Consider the following 20350-nt stretch of genomic DNA (forward strand, 5'->3'; position numbering starts at 1 on the left):
GTCAGCGGCTCACTGTCCGCCGCGGTCGACCCGGCGCCAGACCACGGCCACGCCGACCAGGGCGGCGCCCGCCGCGCCCGCGAGCATCGCCGGCCGGGGGTGGCGCAGCGCGGTGCGCACGGCCTTGCGCACCGGTCGCGGCAGTCGCAGGTCGTGCTGCGCGGTGTGCCCGGCGTGCACCGCCCGGTCCCGCAGCACGTGCCGGCCGTGTCCGGCCCGCTCCTGCATCAGGTGGCCGGCCCTGGTCATCCGCTCCTGCGCGCCGTGCCCGGCGCGTACGGCCCGGTCCTGGAGCAGATGTCCGGCCTTGGCCGCCCGCTCCTGCATCAGGCTGCCCGCCCCGGCGGCCCGCCCCTGCACGATGTGCCCGGCCCTGGCGGCCCGGTCCTGCACGAGGTGTCCCGCCTTGGCCGCCCGGCCCTGGGCGCCGTGTCCCGCGTGGGCGGCGCCGGAGCGCAGCTGCACGGTCATGGCGCCGGCCTTGTCCCTGAGGTCCGCGGCCCGCGTCCGGGCCCGGCCCGTGACATCGGCGCGGCCCGTCAGCCGGCCGACGGTGCCACCGAGCCGGCCCCGGGTCTGGCTCCGGGTCTGTTCGATCTGCCGCAGCAGCTCGTCGGGGCCCTTGGCGCCCGAGCCGCGCGGGTTCCTGTGCCTCATCGGTGTGCCCTTTCCCTGATCGCGTCCCCGACCGCGGCGGCGTCCGCCCGGATCTCCCGCCGCACTCGGTGCCGTGCGGACCGTCCGGGTACCCGGCGCGGGGACGCTCACCCCTGTGCGCCGTCGCCCGCCCCGCGCTCGCCGAGCCGGGCGAGTTGGGACTGGAACCAGTCGAGGCGCGCCTGCAACAGGGCGGCCTCCGCGACGAGTTCGGGCACGCTCGGCCCCGCACCGGACACCAACTCGGCGGACCCGGGACGCCCGGTACCGCCCTCGGCGACCACCCGGACCCCGTGTCCGGCCAGCCGGGCGAACTCCGCGAGGGACACGGACGTACGGCCGCGCACGCACAGCGCGCAGGCGGGGGTCAGCGCCCGCCAGCCCGGACGGCCCCAGCCGGCGTCGGCCAGCGCGACGGCACCGGTGCCGCAGCCGCAGGGTCCGGCCGTGGCCGTACGCACCCGCTGCCGGGCGTAGCGGAAGCCGCGCTCGAAGCGGATGTAGGCGCCGAGGACGGAGACCTCCAGCAGCACGGCCGCGCGGTGCTCGGCGGTGCACCGCAGGTCCTCGGCGGCGGCCCGGTCGTGCACACAGTGGAAGCCGCAGTCGCAGCGGCGCGCGGGCGGGCGGTGCCCGCGGCCGTAGACGCAGGAGGCGTCGTCGAGGACGGCGTACGGCAGCGCGCCGCCGAGCGACACCCCGGTGAACCCGGCCCTGGTGCCGTCCCGGGACAGCACCGGGTGGGCGATCTTGTAACCGGTCGGCGGCTCCGTCGGGCGTTCCGCCGGGAGCCGCAGTCTCATCGGGCGGCCGGCACCTCTTCGCGGGCCGGTTCGGCCGGTGCGGTGCGGACGGTCTCCTCGACCGGTGGCGGTTCCTCCGCGTGGACGAGCGGCCGCTCCTCGGCGACCCCGGTGGCCAGTGCCTTGCCGAGCTTCATGGCGCCTCCCATGACCGGACGACGGTGGTGACCCTCCGGCCATGGTGCCGCATAAGGGGCGAGTTGAACACAGGGCCTCCGTCCGGCATCCAAAACCTCTCAGTAATTCTTAACCATATATCGTAGGAGAATTAAGTAGAGCTACATGGATGTGCCGCCGAGACTACTCCCATGACGAGCACCCGCAAGCCCCCGCCCTTCGGCCGTACCCTCTGCGCGATGATCACGCCGTTCACCGAGGACGGCGCGCTCGATCTGGACGGCGCCCGGCGGCTGGCCGCGCACCTGGTGGCCGAGGGCTGCGACGGCCTGGTCCTGAACGGCACCACGGGCGAGTCGCCCACCACCACCGACGCGGAGAAGACGCGGCTGATCGAGGCGGTACGGGAGGCGGTCGGCGACCGGGCGGCGCTGGTCGCGGGCGTGGGCTCGGCGGACACCCGGCACACGGTTCGACTGGCCCTCGCCGCCGGGAAGGCCGGCGCGGACGGCGTCCTGGTGGTGACGCCCTACTACAGCCGGCCCCCGCAGGAGGCCGTGGCCGCCCACTTCCGGCAGGTCGCCGACGCGAGCGAACTTCCGGTGATGCTGTACGACATCCCGGGCCGCACCGGCACCCGGATCGAACCCGAGACGCTGATCCGGCTCGCGGAGCACCCGCGGATCGTGGCCGTCAAGGACTGCTCCTACGATTTCCTCGGCACCCAGAAGGTGCTGGCGCGGAGCGAGTTGGCGTACTACGCGGGCTGCGACGAGCATGTGCTGGCGCTGTACGCGGTCGGCGCGGCGGGCTGCGTCAGCACGGTCGCGAACGCCGTGCCGGCGCACATCGCCGCGATCCCGGCCGCGTTCGACGCCGGCGACACCGCGCGGGCGCGGCAACTCCAGCTGGCGGCCACGCCGTTGATCGAGGCGATGACGGGCGCCGGTCTGCCCGGCACGGTCACCGCGAAGGCCCTGCTGACCCGCCTCGGCCTCCCGGCGGGCCCGGTCCGCGCCCCCCTGCTGCCCGCCGGCCGCGAGACGAGCGACGGCCTGCTGTCCCGCTACGAGGCGCTGCGCGCGGCCCGGTCACCCCGGTCCGCCGCATGACGCGGCGCCCGCCACCACACGGTGGCGGGCGCCGCGCCGGGTGCGGCGGGGTGTCAGTTGTGGCTGTGCAGGATGTCGTTCAGGCCGCCCCAGACCGCGTTGTTCGGGCGGGCCTCGACCGCGCCGGTGACCGAGTTGCGGCGGAAGAGGATGTTGGAGGCGCCGTTGAGCTCGCGGGCCTTGACGATCTGGCCGTCGGGCATGGTCACGCGGGTGCCCGCGGTGATGTACAGGCCGGCCTCGACCACGCACTCGTCGCCGAGGGCGATGCCGATGCCCGCCTCGGCGCCGATCAGGCAGCGCTCGCCGATGGAGATGACCACGTTGCCGCCGCCGGACAGGGTGCCCATGGTGGAGGCGCCGCCGCCGATGTCCGAGCCGTCGCCGACCACGACGCCCGCGGAGATCCGGCCCTCGACCATGGAGGTGCCGAGCGTGCCGGCGTTGAAGTTGACGAAGCCCTCGTGCATGACCGTGGTGCCGGCGGCGAGGTGGGCGCCGAGGCGGACCCGGTCGGCGTCGGCGATGCGCACGCCCGTGGGGACCACGTAGTCCGTCATGCGCGGGAACTTGTCGACCGAGGTCACCTGGAGGTGCAGGCCCTCGGCGCGGGCGTTCAGCCGCACCTTCTCGATGTCGTCCACCGCGACCGGGCCGAGCGAGGTCCAGGCGACGTTGGCGAGGAAGCCGAACTGGCCCTCCAGGCTGAGGCCGTGCGGCTTGACGAGCCGGTGGCTGAGCAGGTGCAGCCGCAGGTAGACGTCGTGCGCGTCCACCGGCTTGTCGTCCAGCGACGTGATGACCGTGCGGACCGCGACCATCTCGACGCCCCGGCGGGCGTCCGGGCCGGTCGCCGCGGTGGCGCCGCCGCCCAGCAGCTGAGCCGCCTGTTCGGCGGTCAGCCGCTCGGTGCCGGCCGGGCCCGGCTCCTCGACCAGCTCAGGGGCCGGGAACCAGGTGTCGAGAACGGTGCCGTCGGAGGCGATGGTGGCGAGGCCGGCGGCGACGGCGCCGGTGGTACGGGTTGCAGACTCGGTCATGGGGGAAAACCTAACGTGGGCGGGGTGGTGAGGGCGAACCGCGTCTCACGTGCCGGGCGCGCCTTTCAGGGGATCAGCCGAGCCAGCAGGGTGCGCGCGTGGTCCTCGTCGTACGAACCGCCCGTCAGCAGCACCTGGAGGCACAGGCCGTCCATCAGCGCGAGCAGGGCCCGGGCCGTGACCGGGTCGGTGCGCCGGGCCAGCGGCGCCGCAGCCCGCTCGGTCCACTCGGCGGCGACGGGGCGCAGCGCGGGGCGGCGCAGCGCGGCCAGGTACAGCTCGTACTCCAGCTCCACGCCGGTGCGCTCGCCGCCCAGCCACACCCCCAGGGCCCGGGCCAGCTGCGCGGCGAGGCCGTCCGGGCCGCCGTGCTCCGGGACCAGCTCGGCCAGTACCCCGGAGAACCCCTCGCCGGCCTGCCGCAACGCGGCCACCAGCAGCTCTTCCAGGGTGGCGAAGTGGTACGTGGTGGAGCCGAGCGGCACGTCCGCCTCGGCGGCGACGCTGCGGTGGCTCAGCCCGGCGATGCCGTCCCGCCCCACCACGCGGATCGCCGCGTCGATGATCCGCTGCCGGCGCCCGGGGTCGTGGCGGCGGGGCATCAGTGCGTCGCCCCGCCCATGTTCAGCACCACCACGCCCCCGATGATCAGCAGGATCCCGCCGACCTTGGCCGCCGTCAGCCCCTCCCCGAACAGCAGCAGCCCGAGGACGGCGATGGCCGCGGTGCCGACCCCGGACCAGATGGCGTAGGCGGTGCCGATCTGCACGGTCTTCAGCGTCTGGGCGAGCAGCGCGAACGACACGACGTACCCCACCGCCGTCACCAGCGAGGGCCCGAGCCGGCTGAATCCCTCGCTGTACTTCATCGCCGTCGTAGCGGTGACCTCGGCCGCGATAGCACCCGCGAGCAGCAGATATCCCATGTGTACGAGCGTACACAACGGGCCCGCGGACGGGCACGCGAAAGCGGCGGCACCCCACGGGGTACCGCCGCTTCACACACGCGGTGCGGTCAGACGTTGAAGCCCAGCGCGCGGAGCTGGTCGCGGCCCTCGTCGGTGATCTTGTCGGGGCCCCACGGCGGCATCCAGACCCAGTTGATGCGCAGCTCGTTGACCAGGCCGTCGGTGGCGGACTTGGCCTGGTCCTCGATGACGTCCGTCAGCGGGCAGGCCGCCGAGGTGAGGGTCATGTCGACGGTCGCGATGTTGGCGTCGTCGATGTGGATGCCGTAGATCAGGCCCAGGTTGACGACGTCGATGCCCAGCTCGGGGTCGACCACGTCCATCAGGGCCTCGCGGAGCTCCTCCTCCGATGCCGGCTTCATCTCAGCGGTGTCGGTCATGCCGTCTTCCTTTCGGCGTCGGCGCCACCCAGCGCCTGGGCCGTCGCGTCCTTCCACGCCATCCAGCTCAGGAGGGCGCACTTGACCCGCGCGGGATACTTGGAGACCCCGGCGAACGCGACCGCGTCCTCCAGGACCTCCTCCATCGCGTCGTCGGGCTCGATCCTGCCCTTGGACTGCATCAGCTCCAGGAAGGTCTCCTGGATCTTCTGCGCCTCGTCCAGGTCCTTGCCGACCAGCAGGTCGTTGAGGACCGACGCGCTGGCCTGGCTGATCGAGCAGCCCTGGCCCTCGTACGACACGTCCTCGATCTTCGTGCCGTCGTACTTCACGCGCAGGGTGATCTCGTCGCCGCACGTCGGGTTCACATGGTGCACCTCGGCGTCGCCATCCCTCAGACCACGCCCGTGCGGGTTCTTGTAGTGGTCCAGGATGACGTCCTGGTACATCGAGTCCAGCTTCACCTTGTCAGCACGCCTCTCAGCCGAAGAAGTTCCGTACGTGCTCCAGGCCGTCGACCAGAGCGTCGATCTCGGCCGGCGAGGAGTACAGATAGAACGACGCTCGCGTGGTCGCGGGAATTCCGTAGCGGAGGCAGACCGGACGCGCGCAGTGGTGGCCGACCCGCACCGCGATGCCCTGCTCGTCCAGCACCTGGCCCACGTCGTGCGGGTGGATGTCGCCGAGCGTGAAGGAGATCGCCGCGCCCCGGTCCTCGGCCGTCGTCGGACCGATGATCCTCAGGTCCGGCACCTCGGCCAGGCGCCGCACCGCGTACTCCGTCAGCGCGTGCTCATGGGCGAGGATCTTGTCCATGCCGATCGAGTTCAGGTAGTCGATCGCCGCGCCGAGCCCGACCGCCTGCGCGATCGGGGGCGTGCCCGCCTCGAACTTGTGCGGTGCCGGGGCGTAGGTGGAGGAGTGCATCGAGACGGTCTCGATCATCTCGCCGCCGCCCAGGAAGGGAGGCAGGTCCTCCAGCAGCTCCTGGCGGCCCCACAGCACGCCGATGCCGGTCGGGCCGCACATCTTGTGGCCGGTGAAGGCCACGAAGTCGGCCTGGAGCGCCTGCACGTCCAGCGGCATGTGCGGGGCGGCCTGGGAGGCGTCGATGCACACCAGCGCGCCGACCTCCTGGGCGCGCCGGATGATCGTCTCGACCGGGTTGACCGTGCCCAGGATGTTCGACACCAGCACGAAGGAGACGATCTTCGTCTTCTCCGTGATGATCTCGTCGATGTTCGACAGGTCCAGCCGGCCGTCGTCGGTGAGGCCGAACCACTTCAGCTTCGCGCCCGTGCGCTGCGCCAGCAGCTGCCACGGCACGATGTTGGAGTGGTGCTCCATCTCCGTGATGACGATCTCGGTGTCCTGGTCCACCCGGTAGGGCTCGTCGGCCCAGCCGAGCATGTTCGCCACGAGGTTCAGCGACTCGGAGGCGTTCTTGGTGAAGATCACCTCGTCGCGGCTGGGCGCGTTGACGAACTCGGCGACCTTGTCGCGCGCGCCCTCGTACAGCGCCGTGGCCTCCTCGGCGAGCACATGCACACCGCGGTGGACGTTGGCGTTGTAGCGCTCGTAGTACTCGCTCAGGGCGTCCAGCACCTGGCGCGGCTTCTGACTGGTCGCCGCGTTGTCCAGGTACACGAGCTTCCTGCCGTCGTGGACGACTCGGTCCAGGATGGGGAAGTCCTTGCGGATCGCCTCGGTGTCGAGGAGGCCCGGCAGCTGTGTCACGCGGATGCGCCACCCTTCACGTATGCCTCGTAGCCCTCGTTCTCCAGCTTGTCCGCGAGCTCGGGGCCGCCGGACTCGACGATGCGGCCGCCGGCGAACACGTGGACGTGGTCGGGCTTGATGTAGCGCAGGATGCGCGTGTAGTGCGTGATCAGCAGGGTGCCGACCTCGCCGGTCTCGCGGACGCGGTTGACGCCCTCGGAGACGATGCGGAGCGCGTCGACGTCCAGACCGGAGTCCGTCTCGTCGAGGATCGCGACCTTCGGCCTGAGCAGCTCAAGCTGGAGGATCTCGTGGCGCTTCTTCTCACCGCCGGAGAAGCCCTCGTTGACATTGCGCTCGGCGAAGGACGGGTCCATGTTGAGGCGCTCCATGGCCTCCTTGACCTCCTTCACCCAGGTGCGCAGCTTCGGGGCCTCGCCGCGGACGGCGGTGGCGGAGGTGCGCAGGAAGTTGGAGACGGAGACGCCGGGGACCTCGACCGGGTACTGCATCGCCAGGAACAGGCCGGCGCGGGCCCGCTCGTCGACCGACATCTCCAGGACGTCCTCGCCGTCCAGGGTGACGGTGCCGCCGGTGATGGTGTACTTCGGGTGACCCGCGAGGGAGTAGGCGAGGGTCGACTTGCCGGAGCCGTTGGGGCCCATGATGGCGTGCGTCTCGCCCTGCTTCACGGTGAGGTCGACGCCCTTGAGGATCTCCTTCGTGGCGTTGTCGGCCTCGACGGTGACGTGCAGGTCTCGGATTTCAAGCGTTGCCATGGGTGCCTCAGGACTCCTGGGTGAGGGAGACGAGAACGTCGTCCCCTTCGATCTTTACGGGGTATACGGGGACGGGGCGCGTCGCCGGAAGACTGTCGGGCTTGCCGGACCGCAGGTCGAAGCGCGAGCCGTGCAGCCAGCACTCGATGTGGCAGTCGTCGACCTCGCCCTCCGACAGCGAGACGTTCGCGTGCGAGCAGATGTCGTGGATCGCGAACACCTCGCCCTCGGTCCGTACGACCGAGACCGGCGTGCCGTCGATCTCCACCCGCTTCGGGGTGTCCTCCGACAGCTCGCCCAGTCCGCAGACGCGTACGAAGGTCGTCATGCGACCGAGGCCTCCAGCTCCGTCTCGATCTTGGCGAGCAGCCGCTCCTCGATGTCGGCGACGCCGATCTGCTGGACCAGCTCGGCGAAGAAGCCACGGACCACCAGGCGGCGGGCCTCGTGCTCCGGGATGCCGCGGGCCATCAGGTAGAAGAGCTGCTCGTCGTCGAAGCGGCCGGTGGCGGAGGCGTGGCCGGCGCCGACGATCTCGCCGGTCTCGATCTCCAGGTTCGGCACCGAGTCGACGCGCGCGCCGTCCGTGAGGACCAGGTTGCGGTTCATCTCGTAGGTGTCCGTGCCCTCGGCCTTGGCCTCGATGAGCACGTCGCCGATCCAGACGGCGTGCGCGTCGTCGCCCTGGAGCGCGCCCTTGTAGACGACGTTCGACTTGCAGTGCGGGGTGTTGTGCGTGACCAGCAGGCGGTGCTCGTGGTGCTGGCCGGCGTCGGTGAAGTACAGGCCGAACAGCTCCGCCTCGCCGCCGGGGCCGGCGTACTCCACGCGGGGGTGCAGGCGCACCAGGTCGCCGCCGAAGGTGACGACGACGGACTTGAAGGAGGCGTCCCGGCCGATCAGCGCGTTGTGCTGGCCGACGTGCACGGCCTTGTCGTCCCAGTCCTGGACGGAGACGACGGTCAGCTTGGCGCCGTCGCCCAGGACGTAGTCGACGTTGGCGGCGAGCACCGCGTCACCGGTGTGGTCGATGACCACGACGGCCTCGGCGAAGGCGCCCAGCTCGATGACCTGGTGGCCGAAGGCGGTACCGCCCTGGCCGTGCACCGCGATGCGGATCGGCTCGGTGAGCACGGTCTCCTTGGGCACGGTCACGACCGAGGCCTGCTGGAAGGCGGAGTACGCCTGCGCGGCGACGCGGTCGACGGGGGTCGCCCTGCCGACTCGCGCGTCGTCGCGGCCGACGGTCTCGACGGTGACGCCCTCGGGGGCCTGTACGTCGACCTTCACGCCGTCGCCGCCCGCGACGGCGGTGCCGTCGTGCAGCCCGCGCAGCCGCTCCAGCGGGGTGAACCGCCACTCCTCCTCACGGCCGTGCGGGACCGGGAAGTCCGCCACGTCGAAGGACGGGGGCGCGCTCATGCGCGAGACGACGGTCGACTCCGCGGCGACCGCGATCGAGCCGGCGGTGGTGGAGCCCACCGGTGGGGGGCCCCCCGCGCGAGCGGAGCCGAGCGTGGGGGAGTTCTGGGCCTCAGCCATGGCTGTCGTAGTGCTCTCTTTCCTGAGTAAGACGTCTGCTGGCGATGGCGGCGGTCAGCCGACCGCGCCCTCCATCTGCAGCTCGATCAGCCGGTTGAGCTCCAGCGCGTACTCCATGGGCAGTTCCTTGGCGATCGGCTCGACGAAGCCGCGCACGATCATCGCCATCGCCTCGTCCTCGGACAGACCGCGGCTCATCAGGTAGAAGAGCTGGTCCTCGGAGACCTTGGAGACGGTGGCCTCGTGGCCCATGGACACGTCGTCCTCGCGGACGTCGACGTACGGGTACGTGTCCGACCGGGAGATGGTGTCGACCAGCAGCGCGTCGCACAGCACGTTGGACTTGGAGCCGGCGGCGCCCTCGCCGATCTCGATCAGACCGCGGTAGGAGGTACGGCCGCCGCCGCGCGCCACGGACTTGGAGACGATGTTGGACGACGTGTTCGGCGCCATGTGGACCATCTTGGCGCCCGCGTCCTGGTGCTGGCCCTCGCCCGCGAAGGCGATGGACAGGGTCTCGCCCTTGGCGTGCTCGCCCATCAGGTAGACGGCCGGGTACTTCATCGTCACCTTGGAGCCGATGTTGCCGTCGATCCACTCCATGGTCGCGCCCTCGTAGGCGACGGCGCGCTTGGTGACCAGGTTGTAGACGTTGTTCGACCAGTTCTGGATGGTCGTGTAACGGCAGCGGGCGTTCTTCTTGACGATGATCTCGACGACCGCGGAGTGCAGCGAGTCGGACTTGTAGATCGGCGCCGTGCAGCCCTCGACGTAGTGCACGTAGGCACCCTCGTCGACGATGATCAGGGTCCGCTCGAACTGGCCCATGTTCTCCGTGTTGATGCGGAAGTAGGCCTGGAGCGGGATCTCGACGTGCACGCCCTTCGGCACGTAGATGAAGGAGCCGCCGGACCACACGGCGGTGTTCAGCGCGGCGAACTTGTTGTCACCGGCCGGGATGACCGTGCCGAAGTACTCCTTGAAGAGCTCCGGGTGCTCCTTCAGCGCCGTGTCGGTGTCCAGGAAGATGACACCCTGCTCCTCCAGGTCCTCGCGGATCTGGTGGTAGACGACCTCGGACTCGTACTGGGCGGCGACACCGGCGACCAGGCGCTGCTTCTCGGCCTCCGGGATGCCCAGCTTGTCGTAGGTGTTCTTGATGTCCTCGGGCAGGTCCTCCCAGGACTCCGCCTGCTTCTCCGTGGAGCGCACGAAGTACTTGATGTTGTCGAAGTCGATGCCCGAGAGGTCGGAGCCCCAGTTCGGCATCGGCTTCTTCTCGAAGAGCTTCAGGCCCTTCAGGCGCAGCTTGGTCATCCACTCCGGCTCCGACTTCTTGCCGGAGATGTCGCGGACGACCTCCTCGCTCAGGCCACGCCTGGCGGAGGCACCGGCCACGTCCGAGTCGGCCCAGCCGTATTCGTACTTGCCCAGGCCCTCCAGCTCAGGGTGGGCAGTCTCCGTGGGGAGAGTCATGCGGGGTTCCTCCCGGCCGTGCTTGCAGGTGCGTCAGTGGAAATCTTGGGGATGAACGTCGTGCAGACGCCGTCGCCGTGCGCGATGGTCGCCAGTCGCTGGACGTGGGTGCCCAGCAGCTCCGCGAAGATCTCCGTCTCCGCCTCGCACAGCTGCGGGAACTGTTCCGCGACATGGGCGACCGGGCAGTGGTGCTGGCAGAGCTGCTCGCCGACCGGTGCGCTGCGCGCCGTAGCAGCGTACCCGTCCGCGCTCAGGGCCTTGGCCAGTGCTTCGGCGCGCTTGTCCGGGGTCGCGGCCTCGATCGCCTCGCGGTAGGCACGCGCCTGGGCGGCGACCCGGGCGCGGGCGAAGGCGGCGACCGCCTGGGGGCCGCCCTCCCGCTCGGCGATCCAGCGGAGCGCGTCCGCAGCGAGCTTGTCGTAGGACTGGTCGAACGCGTCCCGGCCGCAGTCGGTGAGCGCGAAGACCTTGGCGGGGCGGCCACGCGTGCGCGTGCCGTACACCCGCTGCTCGCGGGCCTCCACGACATCGTCCGCGACGAGCGCGTCCAGATGGCGCCGGACGGCCGCCTGGGTCAGCCCCAGCCGGCCGGCGAGTTCGGCGACGGTCGACGGCCCGTGGTCCAGGATGGAGCGCGCGACCCGGTTGCGCGTGGAGCGCTCACCGGTCGCTAGCTCCTCCTGAGGGGCCCCCGTGGGGGTCTCCCGAGCCTCGCCGACGTTTTTCACAACGCCATTGTTGCGTAATTCCGCGGAGCCTGACAAGCGACGTCCGGATCATCGGGCGGTGCCCTGCGTCACTTAGGCATACCTAATCTGACCTGCGGAAACGATCTTCTGCTGATCATTCCAAATCGTTTCCACGGTCGAAAACGGTGGCGCCCCAAGGCCCCGTCCGGAAGACTCCCGAACCATGCCCGCACCCCCTCCGACCGGCCCACTTGTCACTCGGGACTCCCTCGCCACAGGTCTGCGCCTGCTGGGCGTCGAGAGCGGCGAGACCCTGCTCGTGCACTCCTCGCTCAGCTCGCTCGGCTGGGTCAACGGCGGCCCGGTCGCGGTCGTCCAGGGACTCCTCGACGCGCTCGGCCCCGCCGGCACCCTCGTCGTCCCCACCCAGACCGGCGACCAGTCCGACCCGGCCCTGTGGGAGAACCCGCCGGTGCCCCGGGAATGGTGGGACCGGATCCGCGCCACCATGCCCCCGTACGACCCGCTGGTCACCCCCTCCAGCGGAGTCGGCGTGATCCCCGAGACCGTGCGGACCTGGCCCGGCGCCCTGCGCAGCGCCCACCCGCAGACCTCCTTCGCCGCGCTCGGCCCCCGCGCGCGGGAGATCACCGAGGGCCACGCCCCGGACTGCCGGCTCGGCGAGCACAGCCCGCTGGCCCGGCTGGAGCAGCTCGGCGCCCGGGTCCTGCTGCTCGGCGCGGGCTACGACTCCTGCACCGCCTTCCACCTGGCCGAGTACCGGATACCCGCCCCGCGCGTGGAGGTCGGCCGGCCCGCTCCCGGCGGCGGCTGGGAGACGGTGGTCGAGGTGTCGATCACCTCGGACCGGTTCGGTGAACTCGGGCACGCCTTCGAGCGGGACCGGCCCGTCCGCCGCGGCCGGGTCGGCGGCGCGGACGCCCGGCTGTTCCCGGTGGCGGACGCCGTGGCCTACGCCGAACGGTGGCTCGCGGCGCACCGGCCACGCGAGGAGGACTTCCCGTACCCGCCCGTCTGATCCGCGCGCGGTCTCCCTACACTCGGCCCCATGCGAAGTGAGCCTGTGGTCCAGGTGGCGGCCCTGGTCAAGCGGTACGGCACGAAGACCGCGGTGGACGGCCTCGACCTGGTGGCCCGGCCGGGCGTGACCGCCGTACTCGGCCCGAACGGCGCCGGGAAGACGACCACGGTCGAGACCTGCGAGGGGTACCGGAAGCCGGATTCCGGCACGGTGCGCGTCCTGGGCCTCGACCCGGTCCGGCAGGCCGCCGAGCTGCGGCCCCGCATCGGCGTGATGCTCCAGTCCGGCGGTGTGTACTCCGGCGCCCGCGCCGAGGAGATGCTCCGGCACGTGGCGAAGCTGCACGCGCACCCGCTCGACGTCGACGCCCTCGTCGAACGCCTCGGCCTCGGCTCCTGCGGCCGGACGAGCTACCGCCGGCTCTCCGGCGGCCAGCAGCAGCGGCTCGCGCTCGCCATGGCCGTCGTGGGCCGCCCGGAACTGGTGTTCCTGGACGAGCCCACCGCCGGCCTGGACCCGCAGGCCCGCCGGGCGACCTGGGACCTGGTGCGGGACCTACGCGCCGACGGCGTGTCGGTGATCCTCACCACGCACCACATGGACGAGGCCGAACAGCTCGCCGACGACGTGGCGATCATCGACGGCGGCCGGGTCATCGCCCAGGGCTCCCCGGAGGAGCTGTGCAAGGGCGGTGCCGAGAACACCCTGCGCTTCACCGGCCGCCCCGGCCTCGACGTCGGCTCGCTGCTCAAGGCGCTCCCGGCCGACTGCGCGGCCGCCGAGCTGACCCCGGGCGGCTACCGGGTCGTCGGCAAGGTCGACCCGCAGCTGCTGGCCACCGTGACCTCCTGGTGCGCCCAGCACGGGGTGATGCCCGACCGGATCTCGGTCGAGCGGCACACGCTGGAGGACGTCTTCCTGGAGCTGACCGGCAAGGAGCTGCGCTCGTGACCACGGGTACGTACACCCCGAAGCCCGGAGCGGCCCCGCTCCCCCGCATGATCGCGGCGCAGGCGGCGCTGGAGACGAAGATGCTGCTGCGCAACGGCGAGCAGCTGCTGCTGACGGTCGTGATCCCGACCCTGCTGCTGACGCTCTTCAGCTCCGTCGACATCGTGGACACCGGCGAGGGCGAGGCGGTCGACTTCCTCGCCCCCGGCGTGCTGGCGCTGGCCGTGATGTCGACGGCGTTCACCGGGCAGGCCATCGCCACGGGCTTCGAGCGCCGCTACGGCGTGCTCAAGCGGCTCGCCTCCTCGCCGCTGCCGCGCTGGGGCCTGATGACCGCGAAGACGGCGTCCGTGCTGGTCACGGAGGTCCTCCAGGTGGTCCTGCTGACGGTGATCGCCTTCGCGCTGGGCTGGTCCCCGCACGGCAACCCGGCCGCCGTCGTGGCCCTGCTCGTCGTCGGCACCGCCGCCTTCTCCGGGCTCGGCCTGCTGATGGCGGGCACCCTGAAGGCGGAGGCGACACTGGCCGCCGCCAACCTGGTCTTCCTGCTGCTGCTGGTGGGCGGCGGGGTGATCGTGCCGCTGGAGAAGTTCGGCTCGGCGGGAGAGCGGATCCTGGGCCTGCTGCCCATCTCCGCCCTCTCCGACGGCCTGCGGGACGTGCTCCAGCACGGCGCCGGCATGCCCTGGGGCGACCTGGGCGTCCTCGCCGCCTGGGCGGTCGCCGGCCTGGCCGCGGCCGGACGCTTCTTCCGCTGGGAGTGACCCTCCCCATGAGGCACGCCCCCGGTCGGCGAGTGACCCTCCCCGCGAGCAGGACCCCTACCGGCGAGCGGCCCTGGCCGTGAGCGGGAACACCCCCGCCGGAGCGACCCTCGTGAACGCGTGCACAAGCGGCGGCCTACGATGGTGCGCGTGCCTAAGCTGAACCGCGCCGACGCCGAAGCCGCCCTGCGCAATCCGCTCGCCTTCATCGCCGACCGCTGGACCCCGGACCCCCGGACCGTCCGGCGGGCGGCCCTCGCCGCGCTCGTCATGTCGGTGGTCATCGTGGTCACCGGCGGCGCCGTCCGCCTGACCGGCTCGGGCCTCGGCTGCCCGACCTGGCCCACGTGCACCGACGACTCGCTGACCACCACCCGGGCCATGGGCTTCCACGGGATCATCGAGTTCGGCAACCGCATGCTGACGTACGTGCTGTGCGCCGCCGTCGGCTGGGCGATCATCGCCGCGCGCTCCGAGAAGCCGTGGCGGCGCGGCCTGACCCGGCTGGGCTGGGCGCAGTTCTGGGTCGTCATGGGCAACGCCGTGCTCGGTGGCATCGTCGTCCTGGTCGGCCTGAACCCGTACACGGTCGCCGCGCACTTCCTGCTCTCCACGGCCCTGATCGCCATCGCGACGGTCATGTGGCAGCGCACCCGGGAGGGCGACGAGGCCCCGCGCCCGCTGGTCGGCAAGGCGGTGGCGCAGCTGGTGTGGTTCCTGGTGGCCGCGTCCGCGCTGCTCATCGCCGTCGGCACGGTGGTGACCGGGGCCGGGCCGCACGCCGGCGACTCCAGCGAGGTCGAGCGCATCCCCATCGACTGGGAGACCGTCTCCAAGCTGCACGCGGTGCTCGCCTGGATCGTGGTCACGCTGACGTTCGCGCTGTGGTTCGTGCTGAAGGCGGTCGACGCGCCGAAGGGGCCGCTGGCGCGCACCCGGGAGCTGTTCGTCATCCTGCTGTGCCAGGGAGCCATCGGCTACGTCCAGTACTTCACCCACCTCCCGGAGGTCCTGGTGGCCGCCCACATGCTCGGCTCCACGGTGATGTGGATCTGGGTGCTGCGGGTACTGCTGGCGCTGCGCGAACGCCCCGAGGCCCCACGGGACCTGCCGGTGGCCCCGGCCGAGGTGACGGTCGGCTCACGCGCCTGAGTCATCCGGCGTCCGCGCCCCGGACGAGGGCGTCGATCGCCGGCCCAAGGAAAGCCCGGGTCGCCGCGGCCCGCCGGGCGATCCGGTCCGGGCCGGCCGGGGCGGGGACGGGGTCCTCGTACCGGCGGCGGGCGATGTCCGCGACCACCTCGGCGGGCGCGCCGAGGGCCGGGAGCTCGGCCAGGGCCTCCCGTTTGGAGATCAGCCGGCCGTCGCGCAGGGTCACGGTGGCCCGGGCGAAGGTCAGCAGCCCCAGGTCCACCCAGACGTCCTGCCGCCACAGCCGGGCCCGGTCCACCGCGGGCCGCCAGAAGTCGCGCTGATCCCGTACGACGAAGTCGCGCAGTTGCCCCTCCGGCACCGGCGGCAGCAGCCCGCCCGGCGGTTCCCCGTACAGCACCCGGCCGAACTCGTGCAGCTCGCACCGGGTGACAGGAGTGACCGGGCGGCGCAGCGGCCGGCCGTGCGCCCAGGTGAAGTGCGGCCGGTCCGGGTCGTCCAGGGTGGCCGGGGTGAGGTAGGAGCAGTGGAGCTTCGCCGCGAGGGGCCGCCGGCGCAGCCTGGTGTGCAGGGCGGTGATCCGTAAGGCGTGTGCCGGGCCGAGGGGGCCGGGCAGTACGGCGATGAGGTCCAGGTCGCTGCGCCCCTCCTGGTAGTCGCCGCCGGCCAGGGAGCCATGCGCCCAGACGGCGCGGGGCCGCAACGGCAGCAGGGCGTCCAGGAACCCGTCGAGCAGGGAAGCGGTCGTCATCCGCCCAGTCTCGGCGTCCCACCGGAGCGTGTACATCCGGCGCGCTTGGCCCGCCGAGACCGACCGGGCCACCCGCCGGAGCCTCTGCCTCCGGCCCGCACGCCACCCACCACACCCGGCCGGGGCCACCCACCGAAGGGCTCCACACCGGCCCGCGCGCCGCCCACGGCGACCGGCCGGGGCCACCCACCGAAGGGCTCCACACCCGGTCGGCCGGGCCACCCGCCAGAGCCGGTACATCCGGCGCGCCCTACCCGCCGCGATCATCCGGGCCACCCACCGAAGCCTCTGCACCGGGCTCGCGCGCCACCCACCGCGGCCAGCCGGGGCCACCCGCCGGGCGGCCTCCGGAGGCGGACGGGCGCCGGCGACGTGCGGCTCGGGCAGGCGCCGGGCGCCGCTGGAGAACTCGGGCAGGCGGGCACTGCCGGAAAAGGTCTCGTGCCGAACAAGCGCGCCCCGCGGCGGAGCCGCGGGGCGTCGGGGTGGTGGTTCAGCCGCCGATCTGGATGCCGGCCATCCGCTTCCACTCGTACGGCCCCGTGGTCACCTTGGCCGCGAACTCGCCGTCGAAGGACTCGTGGACCGTGATGCCGGACTTGGTCACCGCCTGCTCGGCGATGGCGTACGTGGGGGCCACCAGGTCGCCCCAGGCGCCGTCCTCGCCGACGAGGACGATGCGGGCGCCGCGTTCGCCGATGTGGGCCACCTGGCCCTCCGCGCCGCCGTGCGCCTTGGCGAAGGCGCCGATCCGGTGGGCGAGCCGGGACACCGTGCGCTCGGCCCTCGCGTCAACCTGCTGCGTGTCTGCCATGCCCAGGATGCTACTCACCGGTAGATCGACTGGCGAGGGCAGGGCGCTGTGACGTACGCCCGGTGCGGCTCAGCGCAGGAACGGGTCCACCGCGACCGCCACGAACAGCAGCGACACGTAGGTGATCGACCAGTGGAAGAGCCGCATCTCCTTCAGCTTCGTGCCCGTCGCCTCGGCCTTGGCCCGGTTCTGCAGCGCGTGCGCCTCCCACAGCCACCAGCCGCCCGCCGCGAGGGCGACGGCCGTGTAGAACCAGCCGGTGTAGCCGAGGGGGGTCAGCAGCAGGGAGACGACGACCATCACCCAGCTGTAGATGACGATCTGCTTGGCGACCACCTTGTTGGAGGCGATGACCGGCAGCATCGGCACGCCCACGCGCGCGTAGTCCTCCTTGACCTTCATGGACAGCGGCCAGTAGTGCGGCGGCGTCCAGAAGAACATGACGAGGAAGAGGATGACCGGCGCCCAGGACAGCGAGTTCGTCACGGACGACCAGCCGATGAGCACCGGCATGCAGCCCGCGATGCCGCCCCACACGATGTTCTGCGACGTGCGCCGCTTGAGGATCATCGTGTAGACGACGACGTAGAAGAGGAGCGCCCCGAGTGACAGCCAGGCGCTCAGCCAGTTGACGGTGAACCCGAACAGCAGCGTCGAGACGACCGCCAGGCTGATGCCGAACGCCATGCACTCGCGCGGACTGACCATCCCGGTCACCAGCGGGCGCTGGGAGGTGCGGTCCATCAGGGCGTCGATGTCCCGGTCGATGTACATGTTGAGCGCGTTGGCGCCGCCCGCCGACAGATAGCCGCCGAGGCAGGTGAGCAGGACCAGCTTCAGGTCCGGCACACCCTGCTGCGCCAGGAACATCACCGGAACGGTGGTGATGAGCAGCAGCTCGATGATCCGTGGCTTGGTCAGCGCCACGAACGCCTTGACACGGGCCCCCAACGGCCGGTGAACCGGGCCCTGGCTCGCACCACCGAGCACACCCTCCCCCAGGGCCTTGAGGGCCTGGGAGGGACCCCCAGGACGGGATTCGACGGCCGTCACGCACACCCCTGACAGAGACATCCCAGCGAGCCTCCTGCCGGACACTCCGGGTTACGGCTCGCGCGTACCACGCCACTTTAGACGTTGCCCATACCCCGGCCTTCGCGGGGGTGGGTTCGTGTTGGCGGGGCCCTCCGTACACACGTGCGCGACCCCGCTCGGATGCGCCGGAAAAGGGGTGATCCAAAGGGTGATCCTCCGTGCGCGGGAAAGCTCTCCTGAGCGGTCAGATGAGCGGGTCCTTATTCATGTGCCGAATGCCGTTCCGCCCAGTCGGGAGGCGGATCCCGGCGACTCCCGGCAGTCTTGAAACACTCGAAAAAACGCACGTCCTCACGGGGGTAGGCTCGACAACGACCGGCGGGCGACAAGCCCCTCGGCGGCCGGTTCTGGCGTATTGCCCGACGACCGGCGACCGACATGTGGAGAGGAGCCCTGACCCAGGGTGAGCACCAAGCCGACCACCACAGACCTTGAGTGGACCGAGCTGGACCAGCGGGCCGTGGACACCGCCCGTGTACTGGCCGCAGACGCCGTACAGAAGGTCGGCAACGGCCATCCCGGTACGGCGATGAGCCTGGCCCCCGCCGCCTACACCCTCTTCCAGAAGGTGATGCGGCACGACCCGGCCGACCCGGAGTGGGTCGGACGCGACCGCTTCGTGCTGTCCGCCGGCCACTCGTCCCTGACCCTCTACACCCAGCTCTACCTGGCCGGCTTCGGCCTGGAGCTGGACGACCTGAAGGCCTTCCGGACGTGGGGTTCGAAGACCCCGGGCCACCCGGAGTACGGACACACCAAGGGTGTGGAGACCACCACCGGCCCGCTGGGCCAGGGTGTGGCCAACGCGGTGGGCATGGCGATGGCCGCCCGCTACGAACGCGGCCTGTTCGACCCGGACGCGCCGGCCGGCGAGTCCCCCTTCGACCACTTCGTCTACTGCATCGCCGGTGACGGCTGCCTCCAGGAGGGCATCGCCGCAGAGGCGTCCTCGCTGGCCGGCCACCAGAAGCTGGGCAACCTGGTCCTGCTGTGGGACGACAACCACATCTCGATCGAGGGCGACACCGAGACGGCCGTCTCCGAGGACACCGTCAAGCGGTACGAGGCCTACGGCTGGCACGTGCAGCGGGTCGAGGCCCAGGAGAACGGCGACCTGGACCCGGCGGCGATCCACGCCGCGATCCAGGAGGCCAAGCGGGTCACCGACCGCCCGTCCTTCATCGCGATGCGCTCGATCATCGCCTGGCCGGCCCCGAACGCGCAGAACACCGAGGCCGCGCACGGCTCGGCGCTGGGCGACGAGGAGGTCGCGGCCACCAAGCGCGTCCTCGGCTTCGACCCGGAGAAGTCGTTCGAGGTCGCCGACGAGGTCATCGCCCACACCCGCAAGGCGCTGGAGCGCGGCGCGCAGGCGAAGGCCGAGTGGGAGAAGTCCCTCCAGCAGTGGCGCGAGGCCAACCCGGAGCGGGCCGCCGAGTTCGACCGGATCGCGGCGGGCGAGCTGCCCACCGGCTGGGAGGAGAAGCTCCCGGTCTTCGAGCCCGGCAAGGCCGTGGCCACCCGTGCCGCCTCCGGCAAGGTGCTCCAGGCGCTCGGCGCGGTGATCCCCGAGCTGTGGGGCGGCTCCGCCGACCTGGCCGGCTCGAACAACACCACCATCGACAAGGACAGCTCGTTCCTGCCCGCGGGCAACCCGCTGCCGGAGGCCAACCCGTACGGCCGCACGATCCACTTCGGCATCCGCGAGCACTCCATGGGCGCCGAGATGAACGGCATCGCCCTGCACGGCAACACCCGGATCTACGGCGGCACCTTCCTCGTCTTCTCCGACTACATGCGCAACGCCGTGCGCCTGTCGGCCCTGATGCACCTGCCGGTGACGTACGTGTGGACGCACGACTCCATCGGCCTCGGCGAGGACGGCCCCACCCACCAGCCGGTCGAGCACCTGGCCTCGCTGCGCGCCATCCCGGGCCTGAACATCGTCCGCCCGGCCGACGCCAACGAGACCGCTATCGCCTGGCGGGAGATCCTCAAGCGCTGGACCAAGGAGTTCGGCAAGGGCCAGCCGCACGGCCTCGCGCTCACCCGCCAGGGCGTGCCGACGTACGAGCCGAACGACGACGCGGCCAAGGGCGGCTACGTCCTGTTCGAGGCCGAAGGCGGCGAGGCGCAGGTCATCCTGATCGCCACCGGTTCCGAGGTGCACGTGGCCGTCGAGGCCCGTGAGCGGCTCCAGGCCGAGGGCGTGCCCACCCGCGTGGTGTCGATGCCGTCCGTGGAGTGGTTCGAGCAGCAGGACCAGGGGTACCGGGACTCCGTGCTGCCGCCGTCCGTCAAGGCCCGTGTCGCCGTGGAGGCGGGCATCGGCCTGACCTGGCACAAGTACGTGGGGGACGCCGGCCGCATCGTTTCCCTGGAGCACTTCGGCGCTTCCGCCGACGGCAAGCTGCTCTTCCGCGAATTCGGCTTCACCGCGGAGAACGTGGCCGCCAAGGCGCGGGAATCCCTCGCCGACGCCCAGCGCTGACGCCCA

General features: G+C 71.6%; 23 protein-coding genes. 6 read left to right on the forward strand and 17 right to left on the reverse strand.

All coding sequences use genetic code 11. The annotated features are described in order from the left end of the window. Positions 1-9 precede the first annotated feature (9 nt). From Srubr_RS07120 to Srubr_RS07130, 3 genes are all read right to left on the reverse strand, one after another. Positions 10-657 carry a DUF3618 domain-containing protein gene (locus Srubr_RS07120; RefSeq protein ID WP_189998158.1) on the reverse strand — a complete coding sequence of 216 codons (648 nt, stop codon included), beginning with the start codon at positions 655-657 and terminating at the stop codon, positions 10-12. 107 nt (positions 658-764) lie between these two features. Continuing rightward, positions 765-1460 (reverse strand): hypothetical protein, encoded by a 696-nt coding sequence (locus tag Srubr_RS07125; RefSeq protein WP_189998159.1) that lies wholly within the window; start codon positions 1458-1460, stop codon positions 765-767. Beyond that, complete coding sequence (locus Srubr_RS07130) at positions 1457-1597, reverse strand: hypothetical protein (RefSeq protein ID WP_189998160.1); 141 nt, start codon at positions 1595-1597, stop codon at positions 1457-1459. Before Srubr_RS07130 ends, Srubr_RS07125 begins: the two co-directional genes overlap by 4 nt. 171 nt (positions 1598-1768) lie before the next feature. Here Srubr_RS07130 and dapA point away from each other — a divergent pair, with 171 nt between their 5' ends. Further along, positions 1769-2689 carry a 4-hydroxy-tetrahydrodipicolinate synthase gene (gene dapA, locus Srubr_RS07135; RefSeq protein ID WP_189998161.1) on the forward strand — a complete coding sequence of 307 codons (921 nt, stop codon included), beginning with the start codon at positions 1769-1771 and terminating at the stop codon, positions 2687-2689. A 53-nt stretch (positions 2690-2742) separates the two neighbouring features. On the opposite strand, the gene dapD is transcribed toward dapA, so the two are convergent. The 11 genes from dapD to Srubr_RS07190 all read right to left on the reverse strand — a co-directional run bounded on the left by dapD (position 2743) and on the right by Srubr_RS07190 (position 11323). Further along, positions 2743-3729: a 2,3,4,5-tetrahydropyridine-2,6-dicarboxylate N-succinyltransferase gene (dapD, locus tag Srubr_RS07140; protein WP_189998162.1), complete on the reverse strand. Its 987-nt coding sequence runs from the start codon at positions 3727-3729 to the stop codon at positions 2743-2745. A gap of 65 nt (positions 3730-3794) precedes the next feature. Then, entirely contained in the window at positions 3795-4331 is a 537-nt protein-coding gene (locus Srubr_RS07145; protein WP_189998163.1) for a TetR/AcrR family transcriptional regulator, read from the reverse strand. After that, complete coding sequence (locus Srubr_RS07150) at positions 4331-4654, reverse strand: DMT family transporter (protein ID WP_189998164.1); 324 nt, start codon at positions 4652-4654, stop codon at positions 4331-4333. Before Srubr_RS07150 ends, Srubr_RS07145 begins: the two co-directional genes overlap by 1 nt. Before the next feature lie 89 nt (positions 4655-4743). Beyond that, positions 4744-5076: a metal-sulfur cluster assembly factor gene (locus tag Srubr_RS07155; protein ID WP_189998165.1), complete on the reverse strand. Its 333-nt coding sequence runs from the start codon at positions 5074-5076 to the stop codon at positions 4744-4746. Continuing rightward, the gene (sufU, locus tag Srubr_RS07160) at positions 5073-5540 is read right to left on the reverse strand and encodes a Fe-S cluster assembly sulfur transfer protein SufU (protein ID WP_189998166.1); all 468 of its coding nucleotides are present in this window, start codon (positions 5538-5540) and stop codon (positions 5073-5075) included. Before sufU ends, Srubr_RS07155 begins: the two co-directional genes overlap by 4 nt. Positions 5541-5556: 16 nt before the next feature. Further along, positions 5557-6813 carry a cysteine desulfurase gene (locus tag Srubr_RS07165; RefSeq protein WP_189998167.1) on the reverse strand — a complete coding sequence of 419 codons (1257 nt, stop codon included), beginning with the start codon at positions 6811-6813 and terminating at the stop codon, positions 5557-5559. Beyond that, on the reverse strand, positions 6810-7574 hold the full coding sequence (gene sufC, locus Srubr_RS07170) for a Fe-S cluster assembly ATPase SufC (protein ID WP_189998168.1): 765 nt from the start codon (positions 7572-7574) through the stop codon (positions 6810-6812). The genes Srubr_RS07165 and sufC overlap by 4 nt, the downstream gene beginning before the upstream one ends. A gap of 7 nt (positions 7575-7581) precedes the next feature. Beyond that, positions 7582-7902: a non-heme iron oxygenase ferredoxin subunit gene (locus Srubr_RS07175; RefSeq protein WP_189998169.1), complete on the reverse strand. Its 321-nt coding sequence runs from the start codon at positions 7900-7902 to the stop codon at positions 7582-7584. Continuing rightward, positions 7899-9116: a Fe-S cluster assembly protein SufD gene (gene sufD / locus Srubr_RS07180; protein WP_189998170.1), complete on the reverse strand. Its 1218-nt coding sequence runs from the start codon at positions 9114-9116 to the stop codon at positions 7899-7901. Before sufD ends, Srubr_RS07175 begins: the two co-directional genes overlap by 4 nt. Before the next feature lie 54 nt (positions 9117-9170). Beyond that, positions 9171-10592, reverse strand: a complete 1422-nt coding sequence (sufB, locus tag Srubr_RS07185; RefSeq protein ID WP_055707848.1) for a Fe-S cluster assembly protein SufB — start codon at positions 10590-10592, stop codon at positions 9171-9173. Then, positions 10589-11323 (reverse strand): helix-turn-helix transcriptional regulator, encoded by a 735-nt coding sequence (locus Srubr_RS07190; RefSeq protein ID WP_189998171.1) that lies wholly within the window; start codon positions 11321-11323, stop codon positions 10589-10591. The genes sufB and Srubr_RS07190 overlap by 4 nt, the downstream gene beginning before the upstream one ends. A 184-nt stretch (positions 11324-11507) precedes the next feature. Here Srubr_RS07190 and Srubr_RS07195 point away from each other — a divergent pair, with 184 nt between their 5' ends. From Srubr_RS07195 to Srubr_RS07210, 4 genes are all read left to right on the forward strand, one after another. Then, complete coding sequence (locus Srubr_RS07195) at positions 11508-12323, forward strand: AAC(3) family N-acetyltransferase (protein WP_189998172.1); 816 nt, start codon at positions 11508-11510, stop codon at positions 12321-12323. 30 nt (positions 12324-12353) lie between these two features. Then, positions 12354-13277, forward strand: a complete 924-nt coding sequence (locus Srubr_RS07200) for an ABC transporter ATP-binding protein (RefSeq protein WP_189998173.1) — start codon at positions 12354-12356, stop codon at positions 13275-13277. A gap of 47 nt (positions 13278-13324) precedes the next feature. After that, positions 13325-14041, forward strand: a complete 717-nt coding sequence (locus Srubr_RS07205) for an ABC transporter permease (protein WP_229926904.1) — start codon at positions 13325-13327, stop codon at positions 14039-14041. 141 nt (positions 14042-14182) lie between these two features. Then, complete coding sequence (locus Srubr_RS07210) at positions 14183-15193, forward strand: COX15/CtaA family protein (RefSeq protein WP_189998175.1); 1011 nt, start codon at positions 14183-14185, stop codon at positions 15191-15193. 1 nt (position 15194) lies between these two features. Here the strand turns inward: Srubr_RS07210 and Srubr_RS07215 are convergent, their stop codons facing one another. The 3 genes from Srubr_RS07215 to Srubr_RS07225 form a co-directional block, all read right to left on the reverse strand. Continuing rightward, positions 15195-15944, reverse strand: a complete 750-nt coding sequence (locus Srubr_RS07215) for a nucleotidyltransferase family protein (protein ID WP_189998176.1) — start codon at positions 15942-15944, stop codon at positions 15195-15197. A gap of 493 nt (positions 15945-16437) precedes the next feature. Further along, on the reverse strand, positions 16438-16758 hold the full coding sequence (locus Srubr_RS07220; RefSeq protein WP_189998177.1) for a hypothetical protein: 321 nt from the start codon (positions 16756-16758) through the stop codon (positions 16438-16440). A 69-nt stretch (positions 16759-16827) separates the two neighbouring features. Then, a complete protein-coding gene (locus Srubr_RS07225) occupies positions 16828-17817 on the reverse strand; it encodes a heme o synthase (RefSeq protein WP_373313612.1) in 990 nt (329 codons plus the stop codon). Between the two features lie 439 nt (positions 17818-18256). On the opposite strand from Srubr_RS07225, the gene tkt reads away from it, so the two are divergent. After that, on the forward strand, positions 18257-20344 hold the full coding sequence (gene tkt / locus Srubr_RS07230; protein WP_189998178.1) for a transketolase: 2088 nt from the start codon (positions 18257-18259) through the stop codon (positions 20342-20344). Positions 20345-20350 lie beyond the last annotated feature (6 nt).

The sequence above is a fragment of the Streptomyces rubradiris genome, assembly GCF_016860525.1.
In the GTDB taxonomy this organism is placed as follows: domain Bacteria; phylum Actinomycetota; class Actinomycetes; order Streptomycetales; family Streptomycetaceae; genus Streptomyces; species Streptomyces rubradiris.

Excerpts from the sequence above, each read along its gene's own strand:
- Srubr_RS07120 (WP_189998158.1), bottom strand. The coding sequence starts at position 657 with ATGAGGCACAGGAACCCGCGCGGCTCGGGCGCCAAGGGCCCCGACGAG.
- Srubr_RS07125 (WP_189998159.1), bottom strand. The coding sequence starts at position 1,460 with ATGAGACTGCGGCTCCCGGCGGAACGCCCGACGGAGCCGCCGACCGGT.
- Srubr_RS07130 (WP_189998160.1), bottom strand. The coding sequence starts at position 1,597 with ATGAAGCTCGGCAAGGCACTGGCCACCGGGGTCGCCGAGGAGCGGCCG.
- dapA (WP_189998161.1), top strand. The coding sequence starts at position 1,769 with ATGACGAGCACCCGCAAGCCCCCGCCCTTCGGCCGTACCCTCTGCGCG.
- dapD (WP_189998162.1), bottom strand. The coding sequence starts at position 3,729 with ATGACCGAGTCTGCAACCCGTACCACCGGCGCCGTCGCCGCCGGCCTC.
- Srubr_RS07145 (WP_189998163.1), bottom strand. The coding sequence starts at position 4,331 with ATGCCCCGCCGCCACGACCCCGGGCGCCGGCAGCGGATCATCGACGCG.
- Srubr_RS07150 (WP_189998164.1), bottom strand. The coding sequence starts at position 4,654 with ATGGGATATCTGCTGCTCGCGGGTGCTATCGCGGCCGAGGTCACCGCT.
- Srubr_RS07155 (WP_189998165.1), bottom strand. The coding sequence starts at position 5,076 with ATGACCGACACCGCTGAGATGAAGCCGGCATCGGAGGAGGAGCTCCGC.
- sufC (WP_189998168.1), bottom strand. The coding sequence starts at position 7,574 with ATGGCAACGCTTGAAATCCGAGACCTGCACGTCACCGTCGAGGCCGAC.
- Srubr_RS07175 (WP_189998169.1), bottom strand. The coding sequence starts at position 7,902 with ATGACGACCTTCGTACGCGTCTGCGGACTGGGCGAGCTGTCGGAGGAC.
- sufD (WP_189998170.1), bottom strand. The coding sequence starts at position 9,116 with ATGGCTGAGGCCCAGAACTCCCCCACGCTCGGCTCCGCTCGCGCGGGG.
- sufB (WP_055707848.1), bottom strand. The coding sequence starts at position 10,592 with ATGACTCTCCCCACGGAGACTGCCCACCCTGAGCTGGAGGGCCTGGGC.
- Srubr_RS07195 (WP_189998172.1), top strand. The coding sequence starts at position 11,508 with ATGCCCGCACCCCCTCCGACCGGCCCACTTGTCACTCGGGACTCCCTC.
- Srubr_RS07200 (WP_189998173.1), top strand. The coding sequence starts at position 12,354 with ATGCGAAGTGAGCCTGTGGTCCAGGTGGCGGCCCTGGTCAAGCGGTAC.
- Srubr_RS07205 (WP_229926904.1), top strand. The coding sequence starts at position 13,325 with ATGATCGCGGCGCAGGCGGCGCTGGAGACGAAGATGCTGCTGCGCAAC.
- Srubr_RS07210 (WP_189998175.1), top strand. The coding sequence starts at position 14,183 with ATGGTGCGCGTGCCTAAGCTGAACCGCGCCGACGCCGAAGCCGCCCTG.
- Srubr_RS07215 (WP_189998176.1), bottom strand. The coding sequence starts at position 15,944 with ATGACGACCGCTTCCCTGCTCGACGGGTTCCTGGACGCCCTGCTGCCG.
- Srubr_RS07220 (WP_189998177.1), bottom strand. The coding sequence starts at position 16,758 with ATGGCAGACACGCAGCAGGTTGACGCGAGGGCCGAGCGCACGGTGTCC.